The 17,261-nt window shown below is 57.1% G+C and carries 12 protein-coding genes; 2 read left to right on the top strand and 10 right to left on the bottom strand.

Going from position 1 to position 17,261, the window contains the following annotated elements; genetic code table 11:
- Positions 1-63: 63 nt before the first annotated feature.
- The 7 genes from RX972_RS19500 to urtA all read right to left on the bottom strand — a co-directional run bounded on the left by RX972_RS19500 (position 64) and on the right by urtA (position 6,891).
- On the bottom strand, positions 64-411 hold the full coding sequence (locus RX972_RS19500; RefSeq protein ID WP_122397566.1) for an FmdB family zinc ribbon protein: 348 nt from the start codon (positions 409-411) through the stop codon (positions 64-66).
- 137 nt (positions 412-548) lie between these two features.
- Entirely contained in the window at positions 549-1,778 is a 1,230-nt protein-coding gene (gene fmdA / locus RX972_RS19495; protein WP_027898416.1) for a formamidase, read from the bottom strand.
- A 141-nt stretch (positions 1,779-1,919) separates the two neighbouring features.
- Positions 1,920-2,609, bottom strand: coding sequence for an urea ABC transporter ATP-binding subunit UrtE (urtE, locus tag RX972_RS19490; RefSeq protein WP_316877661.1), 690 nt, complete (start codon positions 2,607-2,609; stop codon positions 1,920-1,922).
- A 13-nt stretch (positions 2,610-2,622) separates the two neighbouring features.
- Positions 2,623-3,384 carry an urea ABC transporter ATP-binding protein UrtD gene (gene urtD, locus RX972_RS19485; RefSeq protein ID WP_316877660.1) on the bottom strand — a complete coding sequence of 254 codons (762 nt, stop codon included), beginning with the start codon at positions 3,382-3,384 and terminating at the stop codon, positions 2,623-2,625.
- Positions 3,381-4,553: an urea ABC transporter permease subunit UrtC gene (urtC, locus tag RX972_RS19480; protein WP_231666545.1), complete on the bottom strand. Its 1,173-nt coding sequence runs from the start codon at positions 4,551-4,553 to the stop codon at positions 3,381-3,383. Before urtC ends, urtD begins: the two co-directional genes overlap by 4 nt.
- A 25-nt stretch (positions 4,554-4,578) precedes the next feature.
- Positions 4,579-5,496 (bottom strand): urea ABC transporter permease subunit UrtB, encoded by a 918-nt coding sequence (gene urtB / locus RX972_RS19475; RefSeq protein WP_027900944.1) that lies wholly within the window; start codon positions 5,494-5,496, stop codon positions 4,579-4,581.
- 150 nt (positions 5,497-5,646) lie between these two features.
- Positions 5,647-6,891 carry an urea ABC transporter substrate-binding protein gene (gene urtA, locus RX972_RS19470; protein ID WP_263271587.1) on the bottom strand — a complete coding sequence of 415 codons (1,245 nt, stop codon included), beginning with the start codon at positions 6,889-6,891 and terminating at the stop codon, positions 5,647-5,649.
- A gap of 497 nt (positions 6,892-7,388) precedes the next feature.
- On the opposite strand from urtA, the gene RX972_RS19465 reads away from it, so the two are divergent.
- Positions 7,389-10,790 (top strand): ATP-binding protein, encoded by a 3,402-nt coding sequence (locus RX972_RS19465; protein WP_231673419.1) that lies wholly within the window; start codon positions 7,389-7,391, stop codon positions 10,788-10,790.
- Positions 10,765-11,442, top strand: coding sequence for a response regulator (locus tag RX972_RS19460; RefSeq protein ID WP_027900947.1), 678 nt, complete (start codon positions 10,765-10,767; stop codon positions 11,440-11,442). The genes RX972_RS19465 and RX972_RS19460 overlap by 26 nt, the downstream gene beginning before the upstream one ends.
- 19 nt (positions 11,443-11,461) lie before the next feature.
- Here RX972_RS19460 and RX972_RS19455 read toward each other — a convergent pair whose 3' ends face one another.
- From RX972_RS19455 to RX972_RS19445, 3 genes are read right to left on the bottom strand one after another with little or no spacing between them, the layout of a single operon-like run.
- Positions 11,462-12,652, bottom strand: coding sequence for a DUF6708 domain-containing protein (locus RX972_RS19455; protein ID WP_316877659.1), 1,191 nt, complete (start codon positions 12,650-12,652; stop codon positions 11,462-11,464).
- Positions 12,642-16,046 carry a toxin VasX gene (locus RX972_RS19450; protein WP_316877658.1) on the bottom strand — a complete coding sequence of 1,135 codons (3,405 nt, stop codon included), beginning with the start codon at positions 16,044-16,046 and terminating at the stop codon, positions 12,642-12,644. The genes RX972_RS19455 and RX972_RS19450 overlap by 11 nt, the downstream gene beginning before the upstream one ends.
- The gene (locus RX972_RS19445; RefSeq protein WP_316877657.1) at positions 16,043-16,921 is read right to left on the bottom strand and encodes a DUF4123 domain-containing protein; all 879 of its coding nucleotides are present in this window, start codon (positions 16,919-16,921) and stop codon (positions 16,043-16,045) included. The genes RX972_RS19450 and RX972_RS19445 overlap by 4 nt, the downstream gene beginning before the upstream one ends.
- Positions 16,922-17,261 lie beyond the last annotated feature (340 nt).

The following is a 17,261-nucleotide window of genomic DNA, read 5'->3' as shown; positions in this document are numbered from 1 at the left end:
ACAGGTTTGCAGGCCAACATAGAATCTCCCAAAGGTTCGGGTGCCCAGCCCGGCAAGCTAACTTCAATGACTGATCATCCACGGCCGCCCTGCCGCTTTGCCTTTCAGAGCATGGGGGTTGGTTTTAGTGGGCACGACGGGCTTGCTCGGTCCGCAGCAACTGCAGCCGCTCGGGTGGCGTTTGCTGTCCTGATATTCGGCAACGGTTTTCGGGGCGTGGGCGCTGCGTTCATTGGTCTCGATGGCGCGACGTTTGTTGCCTGACACGGTGCTCAAGCCGGGCGCAGACAAGATCACCCGCATGCTCGATTCGCCGCAATCCGGGCAGGCGCACGGCGCACCGCTTTCGGCCATGGGCTTGAGGGCTGTGAAATCCCCACAGCTGGGGCAATCGAATTCGTATAGGGGCATAGATTTGCTCCGGTCGTTATCTCAATCTGTGGGACCGGATTCATCCGGGAAGACGTCGGCACATTCACCACCGCCTTCGCGAATGAATTCGCTCCCACAGGTTTTGCATCACAGGTCCCGCCGAATGAAGACCGCCGCTACAAATCGTAAGCAATCGGCAAATCAACCAGCCCATCAATGAATTTGGTCGGGCCGTTGGCGTTCGGGTTGATGTCGAACTGGAAGATCTCGGTCGGCAGCCACAACGTCGCGCAGGCGTTGGGGATATCGACAATGCCGCTGATATGTCCCTGCACCGGTGCCGAACCCAGCAACGCGTAACCCTGAGCCGGTGAGTAGCCGAACTTGGTCATGTAGTTGATTGCGTTCAGGCACGCCTGGCGATACGCAATGTTGACGTCCAGGTAGTGCTGCTGGCCTGATTCGTCCACCGAGATACCTTCAAAGATCAGGTACTTGTTGTACGTGGGCACAATAGGACTCGGTTTGAAGACCGGGTTCTTGATGCCGTACTTCTCCATGCCGCCCTTGATCAGCTCAACCCGCATGTGCACCCAGCCGGCCATTTCGATAGCGCCGCAGAAGGTGATCTCGCCATCGCCCTGGCTGAAGTGCAGATCGCCCACCGACAGGCCCGCGCCGTCCACATACACCGGGAAGAACACCTTCGAACCACGGGACAAATCCTTGATGTCGCAGTTGCCGCCGTGTTCACGAGGCGGCACGGTACGAGCGCCGGTCGCGGCAGCCATGTCCCGAGCCGGGCCTTTGAGTTTGCCCAAGTGCGCGGTTTTCGCATGGGGCGGGTTGGCCAGTGGCGGTACGCGGGTCGGGTTGGTGTCGATCAGTTCCTGTTCGCGCTTGTTCCACTCGGCGAGCATCTTGTGATCCGGCAGACAGCCGATCAGGCCAGGGTGAATCAGACCGGCGAATTCCACACCGGGAATGTGTCGGGAGCTGGTCATCATGCCTTTGAAGTCCCAGATGGCTTTCTGTGCCGAAGGGAAATGATCGGTCAGAAAGCCACCGCCGTTCTGCCGGGAAAAGAACCCGTTGAACCCCCATTGGGAATCGGCCCGCGCGCCGATGTCCAGCAGGTCTACGATCAGTAAGTCACCCGGCTCAGCGCCATGCACGCCAATGGGGCCGGACAGGTAATGCACGGTGGACAGGTCCACGTCGCGCACGTCGCTGGCGTCGTCATCGTTCTTGATCGCACCTGCGGTCCAGTCATAGGTTTCGAGGATAAAGTCATCCCCCGGCTTGACCCAGGCTGCCATCGGAATGTCCGGGTGCCAGCGGTTGTGGATGTTCTCGTTTTCAGTGGCAGGCTGGTTGAGGTCGACTTTGATCAGCGTTTCGGTCATGGCGTTTCTCCTGGGGTTCCTCGGTTGGCTGTACTGACGCCATCGCGAGCAAGCTCACTCCTACAGTTGGAATGCACTCACCTGTAGGAGTGAGCTTGCTCGCGATGGCGCCTGATCAAACGCTACATATCTTGGGGATGACTACACCGACAAATACCGACTGATCGTCGCTTCATCGACATTGGCCCGGGTCTCTTCAATCACGAAGCGGCCCTTCTCGATCACCAGGAACCGGTCTGCGATTTCCAGGGTGAACGACAGCACTTGCTCGGAGACCACGATGGTCAGGTTGCGCAAGGTTCGGATCTCTTTCAGGGTGCGGGCGATGTCCTTGATGATCGACGGCTGGATACCTTCGGTTGGCTCATCGAGCAGCAACACCTTGGGGTTGGTCGCCAGCGCACGGGCGATCGCCAGTTGTTGCTGCTGACCGCCGGACAGGTTGCCGCCACGGCGGCCGCGCATGTCGTAGAGCACCGGGAACAACGCGTACAAATCTTCCGGCACGACGCCGCGAGCCGATGCAGGCAAGCCGGTCTGGATGTTTTCCAGCACGCTCATGGCCGGGAAAATCATTCGTCCCTGCGGCACATAAGCCATGCCGTGCTCAACCCGCGAATGGGTTTCCATGGCCGACACGTCCACACCCTCGACCTGCACCTGCCCGCCCCATTGCGGCAGGATGCCCATCAGGCTTTTGAACAGCGTGGTCTTGCCCATGCCGTTGCGGCCCATGACCGCAACGATTTCCTGCTTCTCGACGCTGAGGTCCAGGCCATGAAGGATCTGGCTCTGGCCATAACCACACGCCAGCTGATTGATATTGAACATGCCGCGCTCCTGATTAGTGGCCCAGATAAACTTCAATGACTTTCGGGTTGTTCTGCACCGACTCCATGCTGCCTTCAGCCAGCACCTTGCCCTGATGCAGCACCGTGACCTTGTGGGCGATGCTTTTGACGAACTCCATGTCGTGCTCGATAACCAGCACCGAGCGGCCCTGACTGATCCGATTGAGCAACTCGGCCGTCTGCGAACGCTCACTGACGCTCATCCCGGCAACCGGCTCGTCGAGCATCAAGAGTTGTGGGTCTTGCATGAGCAACATGCCGATCTCCAGCCACTGTTTCTGGCCGTGGGAGAGCAAGCCCGCCTGCTGTTCAAGCAGATCACCGAGGAAGATGTCCGCCGCAACGTCTCTGACGCGCGCCACCACTTCATCGGAGCGCTTGAAAAACAGCGCGCCGAACACCGAGCGCCCTGCCGGAAAAGACATTTCCAGGTTTTCGAACACGCTCAGGTTGTCGTAGATCGACGGGGTCTGGAATTTACGACCGACCCCGGCCCGGACGATGTCGTACTCATGCATTTTGGTCAGTTCCCGGCCCTCGAACTGGATGCTGCCGCCCATGGCCCGGGTCTTGCCGCAGATCAGATCCAGTACGGTGGTTTTTCCAGCGCCGTTGGGACCGATCACCACCCGCACTTCGTTGCGGTCGATGTACAGATTGAGGTCGTCCACCGCCTTGAAACCGTCGAAAGACACGGTCAGCCCTTCGATCGCCAGCACTGGTTTGTTCATTTGAAAGCCAGTCGGGCTGTTCATGGCTGAGTCTCCAGTGGCGTGACGCTGGCTTTCGGCATGGCCTGAACCGGTGTGATATGCGGCTTTTCAAGCACCGGCGCAGGCTTGCCGCGCACTCGGGCGAGCCATTTGCGGCCGTGGCTTTCCCACAAACCGGCCAGGCCGTTGGGGAAGTACATGACCACCGCGATGAACAGGCCACCCATCAGGTACAGCCACAACTCAGGGAAGGATTCGGAAAAATAGGTTTTGCCGTAGTTGACCAGCAGCGAGCCGTACACCGCGCCGAGCAAGGACATGCGCCCGCCTACGGCGGCAAAGATCACCATTTCGATGGAGGGCACGATGCCCACGAACGATGGCGACATGAAGCCCACCTGCAAGGCGAACATCGCCCCGCCAATGGCCGAGAACGCTGCCGCCACGCAGAACACGAAGATCTTGAAACTGGCCACGTCATAGCCGGAAAAACGCACCCGCTCTTCCTTGTCGCGCATGGCCATCAGCAGTCGGCCGAGCTTGGAGGCGAGGATGAATTTACCGATCAGAATGCAGACCAGCAGCAGCCCTGCATTGATGAAGTACAAAGCCAGTTTCGCCCCGTCTCCACGGATGTCCCAACCCAGCAGGGTCTTCAGATCGGTGATGCCATTGACGCCGCCGGTCAACCCTTGCTGGCCAATGATCAGCACGGTAAGAATCAGCGCGATGGCTTGAGTCACGATGGAAAAATACACATCGCCCACCCGACGTTTGAACATCGCCAGCCCGATCACCAGGGCGAGAATCACCGGCACGCCGATCACTGCAATCACCGTGAACGTGAAGCTGTGAAACGGCACCCACAACCAAGGCAGTTCGGTGATCTGGTTCCAGTCCATGAAGTCAGGAATGCCGGGGGTGGACTGGATTTTGGTGCTTTCCGGGTCCGATGCTTCCAGCTTGAGAAACATCGCCATGCAGTACCCGCCCAGGCCGAAGAACACGCCTTGGCCGAGACTGAGAATCCCGCCGTAGCCCCAGCACAGCACCAGGCCAACAGCGACAAAAGCGTAGGTCAGGTATTTGCCGACCATGTTCAGCCTGAAGGCGTCCAGCGTCAGCGGGAACACCACCAGAATCAGCGCGGCCAGGATCAGCAGGCCAACCACGCCTTGCTTGCCGCCGAGCATTTTGTTCAGAGCATTCATGGGGCCGCCTTAATTTCGTGCACGTTCATTTACGGACCTTGCTGGAAAACAACCCTTGCGGGCGCATCAGTAGAATCAGGATCACGGCTGACAGGGTCAGCACCTTGGCCATGGAACCACTCATGAAGAATTCGGAAATCGACTGGGTCTGAGCGATGGCAAACGCCGACGCGATAGTGCCGAACAGGCTTTGCGCGCCACCAAAAACCACCACCAGGAAGGTGTCGACGATGTACAGCGAACCCGCGGTTGGCCCGGTGGAGCCGATGGTGGTGAACGCAGCACCGGCGACTCCGGCGACTCCGCAGCCAAGGGCAAACGTCATGCGGTCGACCTTGCGGGTATTGATCCCCACTGCACGGCTCATGATCCGGTTCTGCACCGTGGCACGCACATGCAGGCCCCAGCGAGTGCGGTACAGCATCAGAAAAATCGTCGCGGTCAGCAGAATGGTCAGGCCCATGACGAACAGGCCGTTACGAGGAATCTCGATGGCATCGCTGAGGCTGACCGAGCCCATCAGCCATTCAGGCGGCGTGGCGCTGACTTCCCGGGCACCGAAGATCGAGCGAAAGGCTTGCTGCATCACCAGCGACAACCCCCAAGTGGCGAGCAAGGTATCCAGTGGGCGATGGTACAAACGGCTGATCATCACCGATTCGACCACCCAGCCGACGGCACCGGCCACCACGAACGACAACGCGATGGCGAAGAAAAAGTAATAAGGCTGCATGGACGGCATGTACTGCAACGTCAGGCTGGACATGACGTAGGTGGTGTACGCGCCGATGGTAAGAAATTCACCGTGGGCCATGTTGATGACGCCCATCTGGCCAAAAATAATCGCCAGCCCCAGGGCCATCAACAGCAGTACGCAGAACACGGATAACCCGTTGAACCCCTGCATGGCCGCGATGGCACCAAATTCCGATAGCCATTCCATGATGATGGTCTCCGAGGATTAAAAGCTGTAGGAGCGCGCTTGCCCGCGATCGGCTGCGAAGCAGTCGCAAAAATGGTGAACGCACTACAGCTGGAAGGTCGTTCCGACCTTATCGCGGGCAAGCGCGCTCCTACGGGGTTTCGTAAGCTGTTACTGGTAACCCTTCGGAAACGGATTCGGCTCGATCAGGTCCGACTCGTAGATCACCTTGAACTGGCCGTCGCTCTGCACTTCACCAATGCGGGTCTTGCTCCACAGGTGATGGTTTTCGTGAACCTTGACGTAGCCTTCGGGCGCGGTTTTCAGCTCGATGCCAGGTGATGCGGCGACCACTTTGTCGATGTCGAAGCTGCCGGCCTTCTCCACCGCCGCTTTCCACAACCATGGGCCCAGATAAGCGGCCTGGGTCACGTCACCCATCACCGAATCCTTGCCGTATTTGGCTTTGAAGGCGTCAACAAATGCTTTGTTGTTGGGGTTGTCGAGGCTCTGGAAGTACTTCATGGAGGCGTAGAAGCCCTTCATGTTTTCGCCGCCGATACCCAGCAATTCGTCTTCGGTCACCGACAGGGTCAGCAGGTTCTGTTTCTCAGCCGTCACGCCTGCGGCTTTCATCTGTTTGTAGAAGGCAACGTTGGAGCCACCGACCACAGCTGCGAACACCACGTCAGGCTTCTTCAGCTTGACCTTGTTGATCAGCGATCCGAATTGAGTATTGCCCAGCGGGTAGTAGTCCTCGCCAACCACCGTGCCTTTGAGCACGTTTTCAATGTGTTTGCGGGCGATCTTCATGGAGGTGCGCGGCCAGATGTAGTCCGAACCGATCAGGTAGAAGGTCTTGGCGCCTTTGGTCTTGGCGATCCAGTCGAGGCTGGCAAGGATCTGCTGGGTGGCTTCCTGGCCGGTATAAATCACGTTTTTCGACTGTTCCAGGCCTTCATAAAAGGTCGGGTAGTACAGCAGGCCATTTTCTTTTTCGAACACCGGCAACACGGCTTTGCGCGAGGCCGAGGTCCAGCAGCCGAACACCGCCGCGACTTTGTCGCCGACCAGCAGCTTCTTGGCTTTCTCGGCAAAGGTCGGCCAGTCAGATGCGCCGTCTTCCTGCACGACTTTGATCTGCCGACCGAGGATGCCGCCCGAGGCGTTGATCTGATCGATGGCCAGACGCTCGGCCTGAATCGAACCGGTCTCGGAAATCGCCATGGTGCCGGTGGCCGAGTGCAACTGGCCGACGGTCACTTCGGTGGCCGTCACGGCAAGCCCGGTGGTGTTGGCGTCATCGGCCACCGCCACTTGCCCGAACACCCCTGCCGCCATCAGCGAAAGCGCAGCAGCGCCCAGCGTCAATCGACGTGGCAAAAACCTTTTGGCGCCTGTCAGTCGTGAATCCATGTTCCCGCTCCTGTGCTTGTGGGCCCCCACAGTCCGCAAGGCACTGTGGCGAGGTAGCGGCAAGCATGAAGTCGGCGAACAAAACCCGGTATACGCACCATGACGTACCGGGCTACGTCATTTGACGTAGGGTCGGATTGCGTAAAAAAGTGGATGATTGCGCCCGTGTGAGCGGAGCCCGATCCGCTGTAGACAGGGGGATGCCATCTCATGTGGGAGCTGGGCTTGCCCGCGATCAGGCTGGACGCGGTTCACTTCGGATCGCTTCCAGTCTTATCGCGGGCAAGCCCGGCTCCCACAGGTTCATGAGTTACCTGTGGGACCGAATTCATTCGGGAAGGCGGCATTTGAAGCGATAAATGAGCTGCGGATGTACCGGCCTCTTCGCGAATGAATTCGCTCCCACAAGATCAGCGCCGCGTCAGGAACAACGGAGGTTCAACTCACAGGCACGGAAGTTGCTGTCGGCAACTCAATAACCTTTCAGGAAATCAACCGTGCGACCCTCCGGCTCTCAACGCATTGTCAAGGTACGCCGCGATTACAACAGCCTGGTCGCCGACGAGACCATGGAGGATTACGCCCTACGTTTCACCCCAAAATCCTTCCGCAAATGGTCGGAATTTCGCATCGCCAACACCGCTGTCGGGGCGATTTCGTTTTTGGCGCTGGAGGCCATCGGCGGTGCGCTGGTGATGAGTTACGGGTTCACCAACACCTTGTGGGCGATCCTTGCCACGGCGCTGGTGATTTTCCTGACCGGCCTGCCCATCAGCTACTACGCGGCCCGCTACGGCGTGGACATGGACTTGCTGACCCGGGGCGCCGGCTTTGGCTACATTGGCTCGACGATTACGTCGCTGATCTACGCCAGCTTCACCTTCCTGTTCTTTGCCCTGGAAGCGGCGATCATGGCCCTGGCAATCGAGCTGTATTTCCAGATCCCGCTGGCCATGGCCTACGTCATCTGCTCGATCATCATCATCCCGCTGGTGGCGTACGGCATCACCCTGATCAGCCGTTTGCAGATGTGGTCGCAGCCGCTGTGGCTGACATTGCTGCTGGTGCCGTACATCTTCGTCATCTGGAAAAACCCCGAAGCGCTCACTGACCTGACGACCTTTGCCGGGCGCGAGGGCGAAGGTGGCACCTTCAACCTGCTGTTCTTTGGTGCAGCGTTTAGCGTCGCGCTGTCGTTGGTGACGCAAATCGGCGAACAGGTCGATTATTTACGCTTTCTCCCGGAAAAGACCCGCAAAAATCGTAAACGCTGGTGGGCCGCTCTGCTAATGGCCGGGCCTGGCTGGATCATCCCCGGCGCGCTGAAAATCATGGCCGGTGCTTTTCTGGCCTTTCTCGCTCTGCAACACGAAGTGCCCATCGAACGGGCCGCAGAACCGACGCAGATGTATCTCGTGGCGTTCCGCTATGTGTTCAGCTCGCCGGAGTGGGCGCTGGCAGCCATGGTGCTGTTCGTGATCATTTCCCAGATCAAAATCAACCTGACCAATGCCTACGCCGGCTCGCTGGCCTGGTCGAACTTCTTTGCCCGCGTCACCCACAGCCATCCGGGCCGCGTAGTGTGGCTGGTGTTCAACGTCGCCATCGCCCTGATCCTCATGGAGCTGGGAGTGTTCGACGCCATCGAACAAGTGCTGGGCCTCTACGCCAACGTAGCGATTGCCTGGATCGGCACGCTGGTGGCCGATCTGGTGATCAACAAGCCGCTGGGCTTCTCGCCGAAACACATCGAATTCAAGCGTGCGCACCTGTACGACATCAATCCCGTCGGCGTCGGCGCCATGTCGATTGCCTCGCTGCTTTCGATCTGTGCCCATTTCGGGGCGTTCGGCGAACTGGCTCAGGCCGCCCCGCCGCTGATTTCCCTGACCACCGCGTTGATTGCCGCACCGTTGATCGCCTGGTGGACGCAAGGCAAGTACTACATCGCCCGCACCAGCGACCCGCTGCAACTCTTCCCCCTGGGTCAACAGACCAGCCTGCGTTGTGGCCTGTGCAGCAACGAATTCGAAACGCCGGACATGGCTTACTGCCCGGCCTACAGCTCGCCCATTTGCTCGTTGTGCTGCTCGCTGGACGCCCGCTGCGCCGATCAGTGCAAGAGCCGCGCACGGCTGTCGATGCAGTTCGAAGACGTGATCAGCAAACTGCTGCCGAAACTGCCGCTGCAATACCTGCATACCCGCCTGGCGCAATACCTCGGCTTGCTGACCGTGTTGCTGCTGACCATTTCCGGAGCCCTGGCGGTGATCTATGGCCAAGTTTCCCACAGCCTGATCGACCAGTCCCCCGCCGTGCATCACACGCTGTTTCTCGCGTTCCTCAAGGCATTCTTCACCCTCTGCGTGTTCGCCGGCATTCTGGCCTGGTGGGTGGTGCTGACCCGGGAAAGCCGTCGCGTCGCGCTGGAAGAATCGGACCGCCAGACTGCCTTGCTCATGCAGGAAATCGACGCCCACGACAAAACTGACCAGGCGTTGCAAAAAGCCAAGGAAGCGTCGGAAGCAGCCAACGCCGCCAAGAGTCGCTATGTCACGGGCCTGTCCCACGAACTGCGCACCCCACTGAACAGCATTCTCGGGTTCACCCAGATACTGCAACGCGATCCCGCAACCCCGGCCCATCAGCAAGACCCGCTTGCGACCATCCTGCGCAGCAGCTCGCACTTGCTGTCGTTGATCGACGGCTTACTTGATGTCGCCAAAATCGAGGCCGGTAAGCTACGCCTTGAACCGTCGGAAATTCTCTTTCAGGAATTCCTTCACGATCTGGAACAAATGTTTGCCCCGACAGCGCGGGAAAAAGGCCTGACCTTCCGTCTCCATGTGGAAGGCCGCATGCCAGCGGTGGTACGCGGCGACGAAAAACGCGTGCGGCAAATCCTGATTAATCTGTTGGGCAACGCAGTGAATTTCACCGACAGCGGCGAAGTCTGCCTGCTGGTCAGTTACCGCCGGGAAACGGCGATTTTTGACATCATCGACACCGGCATCGGTATTGCTCCCGAGCAGATCGACCGGATCTTCCAGCCCTTCGAACGCGGCGGTCTGGTGCGTCAGGACAACGGCGTCGGCCTGGGACTGACCATCACTCGCATGCTCACCTCGTTGATGGGCGGCGCCTTGTCCGTTACCAGCCAGCCCGACGAAGGCACGCGCTTTCAGGTCCGGTTGTTTCTCTCCGAAGTGCGCGTGCCCAAGGCGGTGATCCATGTGGATCACGACGTCATGGGTTATGAGGGCGAGCGACGGCTGATTCTGGTGGTGGACGATCACATTGAGCATCGCAAGGTCATCAGCGGCATGCTCGCGCCATTGGGTTTTGAAGTGGCCCAGGCGGCGAACGGTCAGGAAGCAATTCGTCAGGTATCGCTGCTGCACCCGGACCTGATTCTCATGGACCTGTCGATGCCGGACATGGACGGCTGGGAGACCAGCCGCCTGATCCGTCGCAATGCCCTGTCTTTGGCACCGATCATTATTATTTCCGCCAACGCCAACCCGTTCACCGACGACAAAGAGCGCAGCCTGCCGGAGGTCTGCGACGACTATCTCGCCAAACCGGTACACATCCAGCAACTGCTGGACCGCATTCAACACCACTTGCAACTGCAATGGCTGCGTCGCTTGCGCACAACGTCGGTGGTCAAAACGCCGTGGACACTGCCGCCCCGCCAGGACCTGTTGGATCTGTACGAGCTGTGCGGCCTGGGTTATGTGCGCGGCATTCAAGCCAAACTCGATGCCATTGAACGTGAAAGCGTCACCAGCGCCAGCTTCATCGCCGACCTGCGAAACCTTGCAAAGGGCTTTCGTCTGGATGAACTCAGCCTGCAACTGAAGGAGGCCCTCAATGAACGCCCCGACCCAACCCGCTGACAACGGCATCATCCTGATCGTCGACGACACCCCGGATAATCTCGCGCTGCTCTCCGACGCGCTGGACGAAGCCGGTTACATGGTGCTGGTGGCCCTGGACGGCAGCAGCGCACTGAACCGTATTCAGCGCCGACGCCCGGACCTGATCCTGCTCGACGCCATGATGCCCGGCCTGGACGGCTTCGAAACCTGCCGCCGGATCAAAGCGCAGCCAGAAAGCGCCAACATCCCGATCTTGTTCATGACCGCCCTCACCGACAGCGAACACGTCGTCAAAGGCTTCGAAGCCGGGGCCATCGACTACGTGACCAAACCCATCGTCTGCGACGAAGTCCTAGCCCGAGTCGCCTCCCATCTGCGTACCGCACGCATACTGCAATCCGCCCGCAGCGCCTCGCAATCCGCCAGCCTGGGCTTCGACGACAAACCCGCCTACGGCAAACTCTCCAGCCGCTTCCAGCTCACCGAACGGGAAATCGAAGTGCTGCGCTGGGTGTCCTGCGGCAAGACCAACAAAGACATCGGCGACATCCTGCAACTCAGCCCTCGGACCGTGAACAAGCACCTGGAACATATCTACATAAAGCTGGGTGTGGAAACGCGGACGGCGGCGACTTCGGTGGCGTTGGCGGCGATGACGGATCGGGTTTGATTGACAGTAAGTTCACCGTTTACCTGCCCCCGATCAACTGGCAGGCCGAACGGAAGTCCAGCTTGTTCTTTTTCCTGTTCATGGCCTGCTCAACAATTTTTGTCGCTCGTTGCAGTTCGGCGCTAGATTTGGCCCATTGGTCTGGAGGAATGGGCGCTGACCACTCGCGGACTTTTTCCGGGATATAGGGAGTGCCGGCTTTATGGCCCCACTCAGCGATCATGTAGGGCATTTTCCAGAAGCTGAGTACACGCCAGATGTACCAGCGGCGTAGGGGCCAGCGGGTACGGGGGGAGAAACCAATCTCAGCACGGCGCTCATCGCTGAAGCTGCAGTGCAGACCCCCTTCTTCCTCTTTCAAGAGCTTTTCGACTTCCCAGGTGTGCAGGCCCTCATAAGGACGAAGCTCATATTCCGTGTAGGCACGGCCATGGGAAAGACGCTGCCACACATCGTATTCGTCCTCGGGCACGCCATGTTCCATATATTGCCGAATGGCTTCCCAGGTCCCTATGGCGTGGGCCTGGCTGGGTTTGCCAAGCAACAAAGGCTGTACCATTTCCGTCTCTTCATTTTCCAGCGCAAGACCAAAGGTAAAGAAAACCGTGGACCCGTATTGGCTAACCATCTCCCCTTGCGACACCCAGGCCGTTACCTTTTCCCAAGGCACTATCAGGACTTCGTGGGTATCGCTGCTGACATAGCAGACTTCTCGACGCTGACGATTGAAGCGTAATGGGTACTGTCTTGCTTGTTCTCGGGTTTGGGAAATTATGGTATGTACAAAAATCCCCACCATTAGACATACCCCCGGCAGATAATAGGTCCAAACAACTTGAAGTCCCAAAATTAAAATTCTGGAGAACGTATTGCTGGGGCTCTCCACGCCAAAAAAATAAACAAACGTCGCAATCCAAACAGGTATTCCAACCAGAATAATGATTGCAATCCAAATAACCCAAGCAAGTAACTTTGCCTGCCACACCATGCCTCTATTATCTCCACCTACTTGAAGGTATACATCGTTCACTTCCGAGAAATCATGAATACTCACCGGCAACTGGCCGGTATAAACCGGTAAGGGAGCCAGATACAGGGTTTCCTCGAAAGCCGTCTTGCGAACTTCACCGACTTTGGGTCGCAAGGTATCTAAATCATGAGCCGATGGCGGTGGGTGGTCGGCTTTGCGTTTAAACAGTTTACCTAGCATTAGGCTTTACCAGATCAATACCCCTAAGCAGCCAAGGCTCTGAGGGCTTAAGTTGCCTCGACTCTTCTGTTTCTGCTTTATAGGTAAAAGTGCCGATTCGCTCCTGCCAACGATCCTCGATCAGCTTGCGGTGCAGATCCACAACGTAAAAGGTACAGCGATGGCTGATCCCGCGGTGCTCTTCAAGTTCGTAGCTGACCGCCAGGGCCAGCCCGAAGTAGTCCGTCATCAAGGGGCGCAGATCCAGACACAAAACCAGCGCCGCATCAGGACGATCAACACGCCTAAACTGGCTGACCAGTACCTCGGTGCATTTCGACCAATAAACAGGATTTTGCAGCCCCCGTGAAAGGCCCGGCTCCTTATGGCGCTGATGAGCTTCGATCCACACGTTGCGACGATCCAGGTCCGCACTGCGGATGCCCGGAAACGTCAGGCGCAACTCGACACTGTGCCGGGTACGCACCAGCTGGCATAAGGGTTGCTGAACGATCCCGGCCAGCTTCCCCCTGCTTTCATCGAGAGTCAGGCCAAGATTCTCCCGCCCCCAGATACTGCCTCTAACCCACTTTTTCAGTGAGTCGAGATTGAAGTAGTTGTACAACGCCTCCCCGGAAAGCTGAAGGCCGGTGGCAGCGATACCGATCAAATTTGCTCTGGCTGCAATGCCGACCAGCGAAGAACTGTGCTGCGCCCAAGACAGCGCACGCAACTTCGCAGGCTCACGCATGATTCTTCGGGTTATAGAGGCGGTGTGTTTAAGCGCCCACCCATTCGTCCCAACCAATACTATGTCGCCACTCATTTGCAACGAGGTCGCAGCAAGTTTTTTGCCGTCACCTTCTGCTAATGCGTTTGACCATTGTTTAGTATGCTTACCGAAATCGGCAGATGCCGCAGCCACCCCGAAACCAAAAGCGCCCAAACCGGTGAATGCAGACCACTTACCCAAGCGACTCAAGGTATCGAGCTTGCCACTTGCACTGTACCTCTGGCTGATATGGGCTTGCAGCACGTTAATCGATATGCCTTGAATCGCTGCAAAACCAGCAGATGACATGGTAATCCCTGCATCTGTTAAATCAATTAGGTCTCTCCACCCGAGGTCTTCTTTCGATGAGATCTTTGAGTAAACCTCAATAAATTTAATTGTTTGAATCAAAAACAGCACCGCTGCAATCTGATCCCCCTTCGACGTCAACAACCCACGTATCGGCTCCTTAAAGGTCCCAGTCCTTCGATAGTCGCTGACAGTACGCTGCATTTCTTCCAGGAGTTGTGGATCCATATTGCCGAGCGCCAGCCCGAACTTGCCTGCTCCACCACCCGGCGTCAGTGCCAGACTCAGGCGCTCCTCAATAGGAGCCAGTTGGTACTGGAGAGCACCAATATGCTCATTGATACGCTTACGAGAGCCCAAAGGATCTGCATCATTAGTTTTGTACCTGAGCATTTCACGACGTTCTTTATATAGTTCCTTCATTTCGTCTCGAAGGGTCAGTGCTGAGCGGCGATCACGATCAAATTGATCGTACTCGGAGGTGGAAGCGATGCGTAGCTGCAGTCCACTGGAAGCATAGGCACTGAGTAAGCGCAGCCGAGCTACGGAACCGATATTACGAATAAAATTGTTTGGATCGATTGATCCGCTGCTCTGAAAATCTCTTCGAATAAGATCAAATTGATGTGCCATTTTCATCTGTCGAGCAGGATCATAGGCATTGCCTAACAAACTCCTCAAACCCGTAAATTGAGTATTCAGATTGTCGAAGTTTGGCAACCGCTGACGCATCAGGCTGTTGAACTGATTGGCCAGCAAATCCATGTCGCGAACCACTGCCGGGGCGTCGCTAAGCTTGATGCTGAAGTTACTCAACTCGGCGAGCTTTTTCTGCACGTCGGTCTGGTCTGCGAGATTCAAGGTGTCGAGGCCGGGGATCTGGACGAGCGGATTTTTCTCCAGATAGTCGTGCAGTTTCTGAACGGACGCCTCATCGTCACAGATCGCCGCCACGCAGTTGAACTCTCGCTCCAACCGATGCTGAATCTGCTCGCTCTGACGGAAATCGTAATACCACGCGGCGCGATGGAAGTGACCTTCGATAATCATCTTGAGGCGGTCGGCACGGACACGCTTGAGTTGGCCGTGCCAATGGCTCAGTAATGTCTGTTGCTTGAGCATGAAGCGTTGCATCGCCTCACGATGCACCAGTTGATCAATACCCCGCTCGCCGATTTCCTTGCCACCCAGCGCATGCCACGTATCCACTTCAAGATCGTTGATTGCCGGGCGATGGGTTTCCCAGCGCGACTGTCCGAGAGTGTCGAGTAGCTCCACTGTCGCCTTGGCCAGCGGATTGCCTTGCGCCTGATTGCGCCAGCTTTGCTCGTCACCGAAGATTGCCGGACCGCGATAGTCGCGCTTCACTCGCAGGTATTCGTAGAGTTTTTCCCGCTCGGCGTCATTGGTATCGTCGATGAGTGCTTCGTAGCGCGGGTCCACACTGCCCAGCTTTTCAAGACGCTTCTGATTCACCTCATACATGGCCTGGATGTAAGCGCCCGTCAGGTATTGATGCTGAGTGTTCTCATGCTCGCTCCACTGGCCGATCCAGTCAGCCAATTTGAGTTGCGCCGTCGCCAGATCGAGCATGATGCCGATATCATCGCGAACCACTAGAAACAGAAAATCATGTTTGTGTGCCGCATTCACCTGGCTTGTCAGTTCTTCAATCCAGGTACTGCGAAACAATGCCTCATGCTCCCAACTGTAAGGAATGCTCTCCTCCGGGTTTGCGCCATCAGGCAAGTCTTGAGCTGGCAGGGTTTCAACGGTTTCGGCCAGCCATTGGCGTGCCTGCTTTTCATTCAGCAGATGTTTTCCCGCATCTGCGCATTGCACCTGTTCAAGGCTGACGCGCTGCATGAAGTGTTCACGCTCAGGCAATTGACCGATGACCTGAGAACACTTGTATGCCGTCCACTGAAACTCTGAATACGCTACATACAGGGTGCTATGCCGAGGGAATACCAACTCGGGTTCCCCGATCGAATGAGTTCGGATATCAGCGCTGACCTCTGCTCCTTTCCATAGAAGTTTGCTCAACGAGCCTTGTTCTATGCGGTATTCATGCAGGTAACCGCTGGCGTCATCGACGATGTACAAGTAGCCATTGCGTAGCAGGCGGATACCGGTTTGTCGACTTTGCAAATGGTGCGGTACCAAGAAGCTTTTCGGTGGTTGAAGGTTTTCTACAAGGCCATACCGAAGAGGCAAAAACTGAAGGGTGCGTTTCATCAATGGGCACATACCGCCCGCGTCAAGTTCATCGACGTGTTGCGCGTTGGCCGTCAGGTTTGCCAAGTGACCACGAGGGGTCTGAAGGTCAGTCATTGGGTACTCCGCTGCGCCGCCAGACTGGCTGCTCGATCGACACGCTGATGGGGTGTCAGGTCAGATTTTCTGTTCAGGAGCTCCACGATATCCGGATGGGATTGAAGCCCTTCATCGCCCAAAAAACCGAACACGTTGGCGTACAGCCATATTTCTCGCCGGGTTCGAAAACCGCGTTCAATGGCTGATGCAACCATCTGGTGGATACGTTCAAGACGTTGCTCTGGAGATAAGTCAGCCAGGTACTGCGGGAAGAAACGGCTCATGTGCGAATAGAGCTCATTGACAGACATGCGGTAGGCGGTCATTTGAAGGGCAGCCCATTGCGCGTCGTTGGGCGCGTATGACTCAGCGAAACATGATGACGGTCTTTCACCTGGTCGTCGGTGTTGCCGCCATCCCGGTACGGGATGCTGAGTAATCAATGCAGTGTGACAGGGTCCGAAAACCTCAACGCCCGGGTTATGCTCCGGGTCAAAAAGCGCATGTGCCACGTCGGGACTGGAAATACGCAAATACATATCGTCATGCCCTGCAGGACGAATACTGGTCAACCAGCGCATGTGCGCCAACAGGTCTTCCCATGAGCCGTCACTGACAAGCAGGTATCCCCAGTTATCAGCAGTGTTGGCCAGAAACTGCTGAAGTATCGGATTCTGATCATCGCGTATGCGAACGAGGCAAGGGGAAAGCTGACTGATGCTCGCCCATCGAGTGCCGTTGTAAAGCACCTGAGCTTCTGGGGCCGGCGACCACTCATACAGGCTGCGAAGGAGGTTTTTGACCTGAATGGCATCCAGGAGGAGACCGACAGGCTTATCCCAAGTGAAGTCATCCGGCAGCGAAATGGCGGACGTCACTGATTGACCGTGCATGGCAAACCCTTGGCCAAAGAAAGCGCAGGACTTTGCCGTTTAATGACCCGAGAGTCAGTCGGGGATATGCGAGAGGTGTTGTGGGATATTTCGGATGTGAACGAAGGCCCTGTACCAATAGGCAGGCGAATCGGGATTCCTGTGACAAGAAGCCGTCATCGCTGGCTCTCGTAACCTCGATAAGCGCCTATCAAGAAAACACAACAATCTGATTTAAAAAACTTTTCTGCAGGAGCTCACCGAGGTTACGAGGCCAGCGATGGTGGTCTTTCTGATACACCGCTATCGCGGCCTCGCGGTGCTCGTGCGCTCCTACACAGACTGTGTTTGCTGCGCGACG

The organism is Pseudomonas syringae group sp. J309-1, from assembly GCF_032582135.1.
GTDB lineage: Bacteria > Pseudomonadota > Gammaproteobacteria > Pseudomonadales > Pseudomonadaceae > Aquipseudomonas > Aquipseudomonas quasicaspiana.
Note: the sequence above shows the minus strand (reverse complement) of the source record. Positions and strands in the feature narration are given on the sequence as shown.

What these genes read in the sequence shown, in the direction of transcription:
- RX972_RS19460 (WP_027900947.1), top strand. Translation starts at nt 10,765, where the DNA reads ATGAACGCCCCGACCCAACCCGCTGACAACGGCATCATCCTGATCGTC.
- fmdA (WP_027898416.1), bottom strand. Translation starts at nt 1,778, where the DNA reads ATGACCGAAACGCTGATCAAAGTCGACCTCAACCAGCCTGCCACTGAA.
- RX972_RS19450 (WP_316877658.1), bottom strand. Translation starts at nt 16,046, where the DNA reads ATGACTGACCTTCAGACCCCTCGTGGTCACTTGGCAAACCTGACGGCC.
- urtB (WP_027900944.1), bottom strand. Translation starts at nt 5,496, where the DNA reads ATGGAATGGCTATCGGAATTTGGTGCCATCGCGGCCATGCAGGGGTTC.
- urtC (WP_231666545.1), bottom strand. Translation starts at nt 4,553, where the DNA reads ATGAATGCTCTGAACAAAATGCTCGGCGGCAAGCAAGGCGTGGTTGGC.
- urtD (WP_316877660.1), bottom strand. Translation starts at nt 3,384, where the DNA reads ATGAACAGCCCGACTGGCTTTCAAATGAACAAACCAGTGCTGGCGATC.
- urtE (WP_316877661.1), bottom strand. Translation starts at nt 2,609, where the DNA reads ATGTTCAATATCAATCAGCTGGCGTGTGGTTATGGCCAGAGCCAGATC.
- RX972_RS19455 (WP_316877659.1), bottom strand. Translation starts at nt 12,652, where the DNA reads ATGCTAGGTAAACTGTTTAAACGCAAAGCCGACCACCCACCGCCATCG.
- urtA (WP_263271587.1), bottom strand. Translation starts at nt 6,891, where the DNA reads ATGGATTCACGACTGACAGGCGCCAAAAGGTTTTTGCCACGTCGATTG.
- RX972_RS19500 (WP_122397566.1), bottom strand. Translation starts at nt 411, where the DNA reads ATGCCCCTATACGAATTCGATTGCCCCAGCTGTGGGGATTTCACAGCC.
- RX972_RS19445 (WP_316877657.1), bottom strand. Translation starts at nt 16,921, where the DNA reads ATGCACGGTCAATCAGTGACGTCCGCCATTTCGCTGCCGGATGACTTC.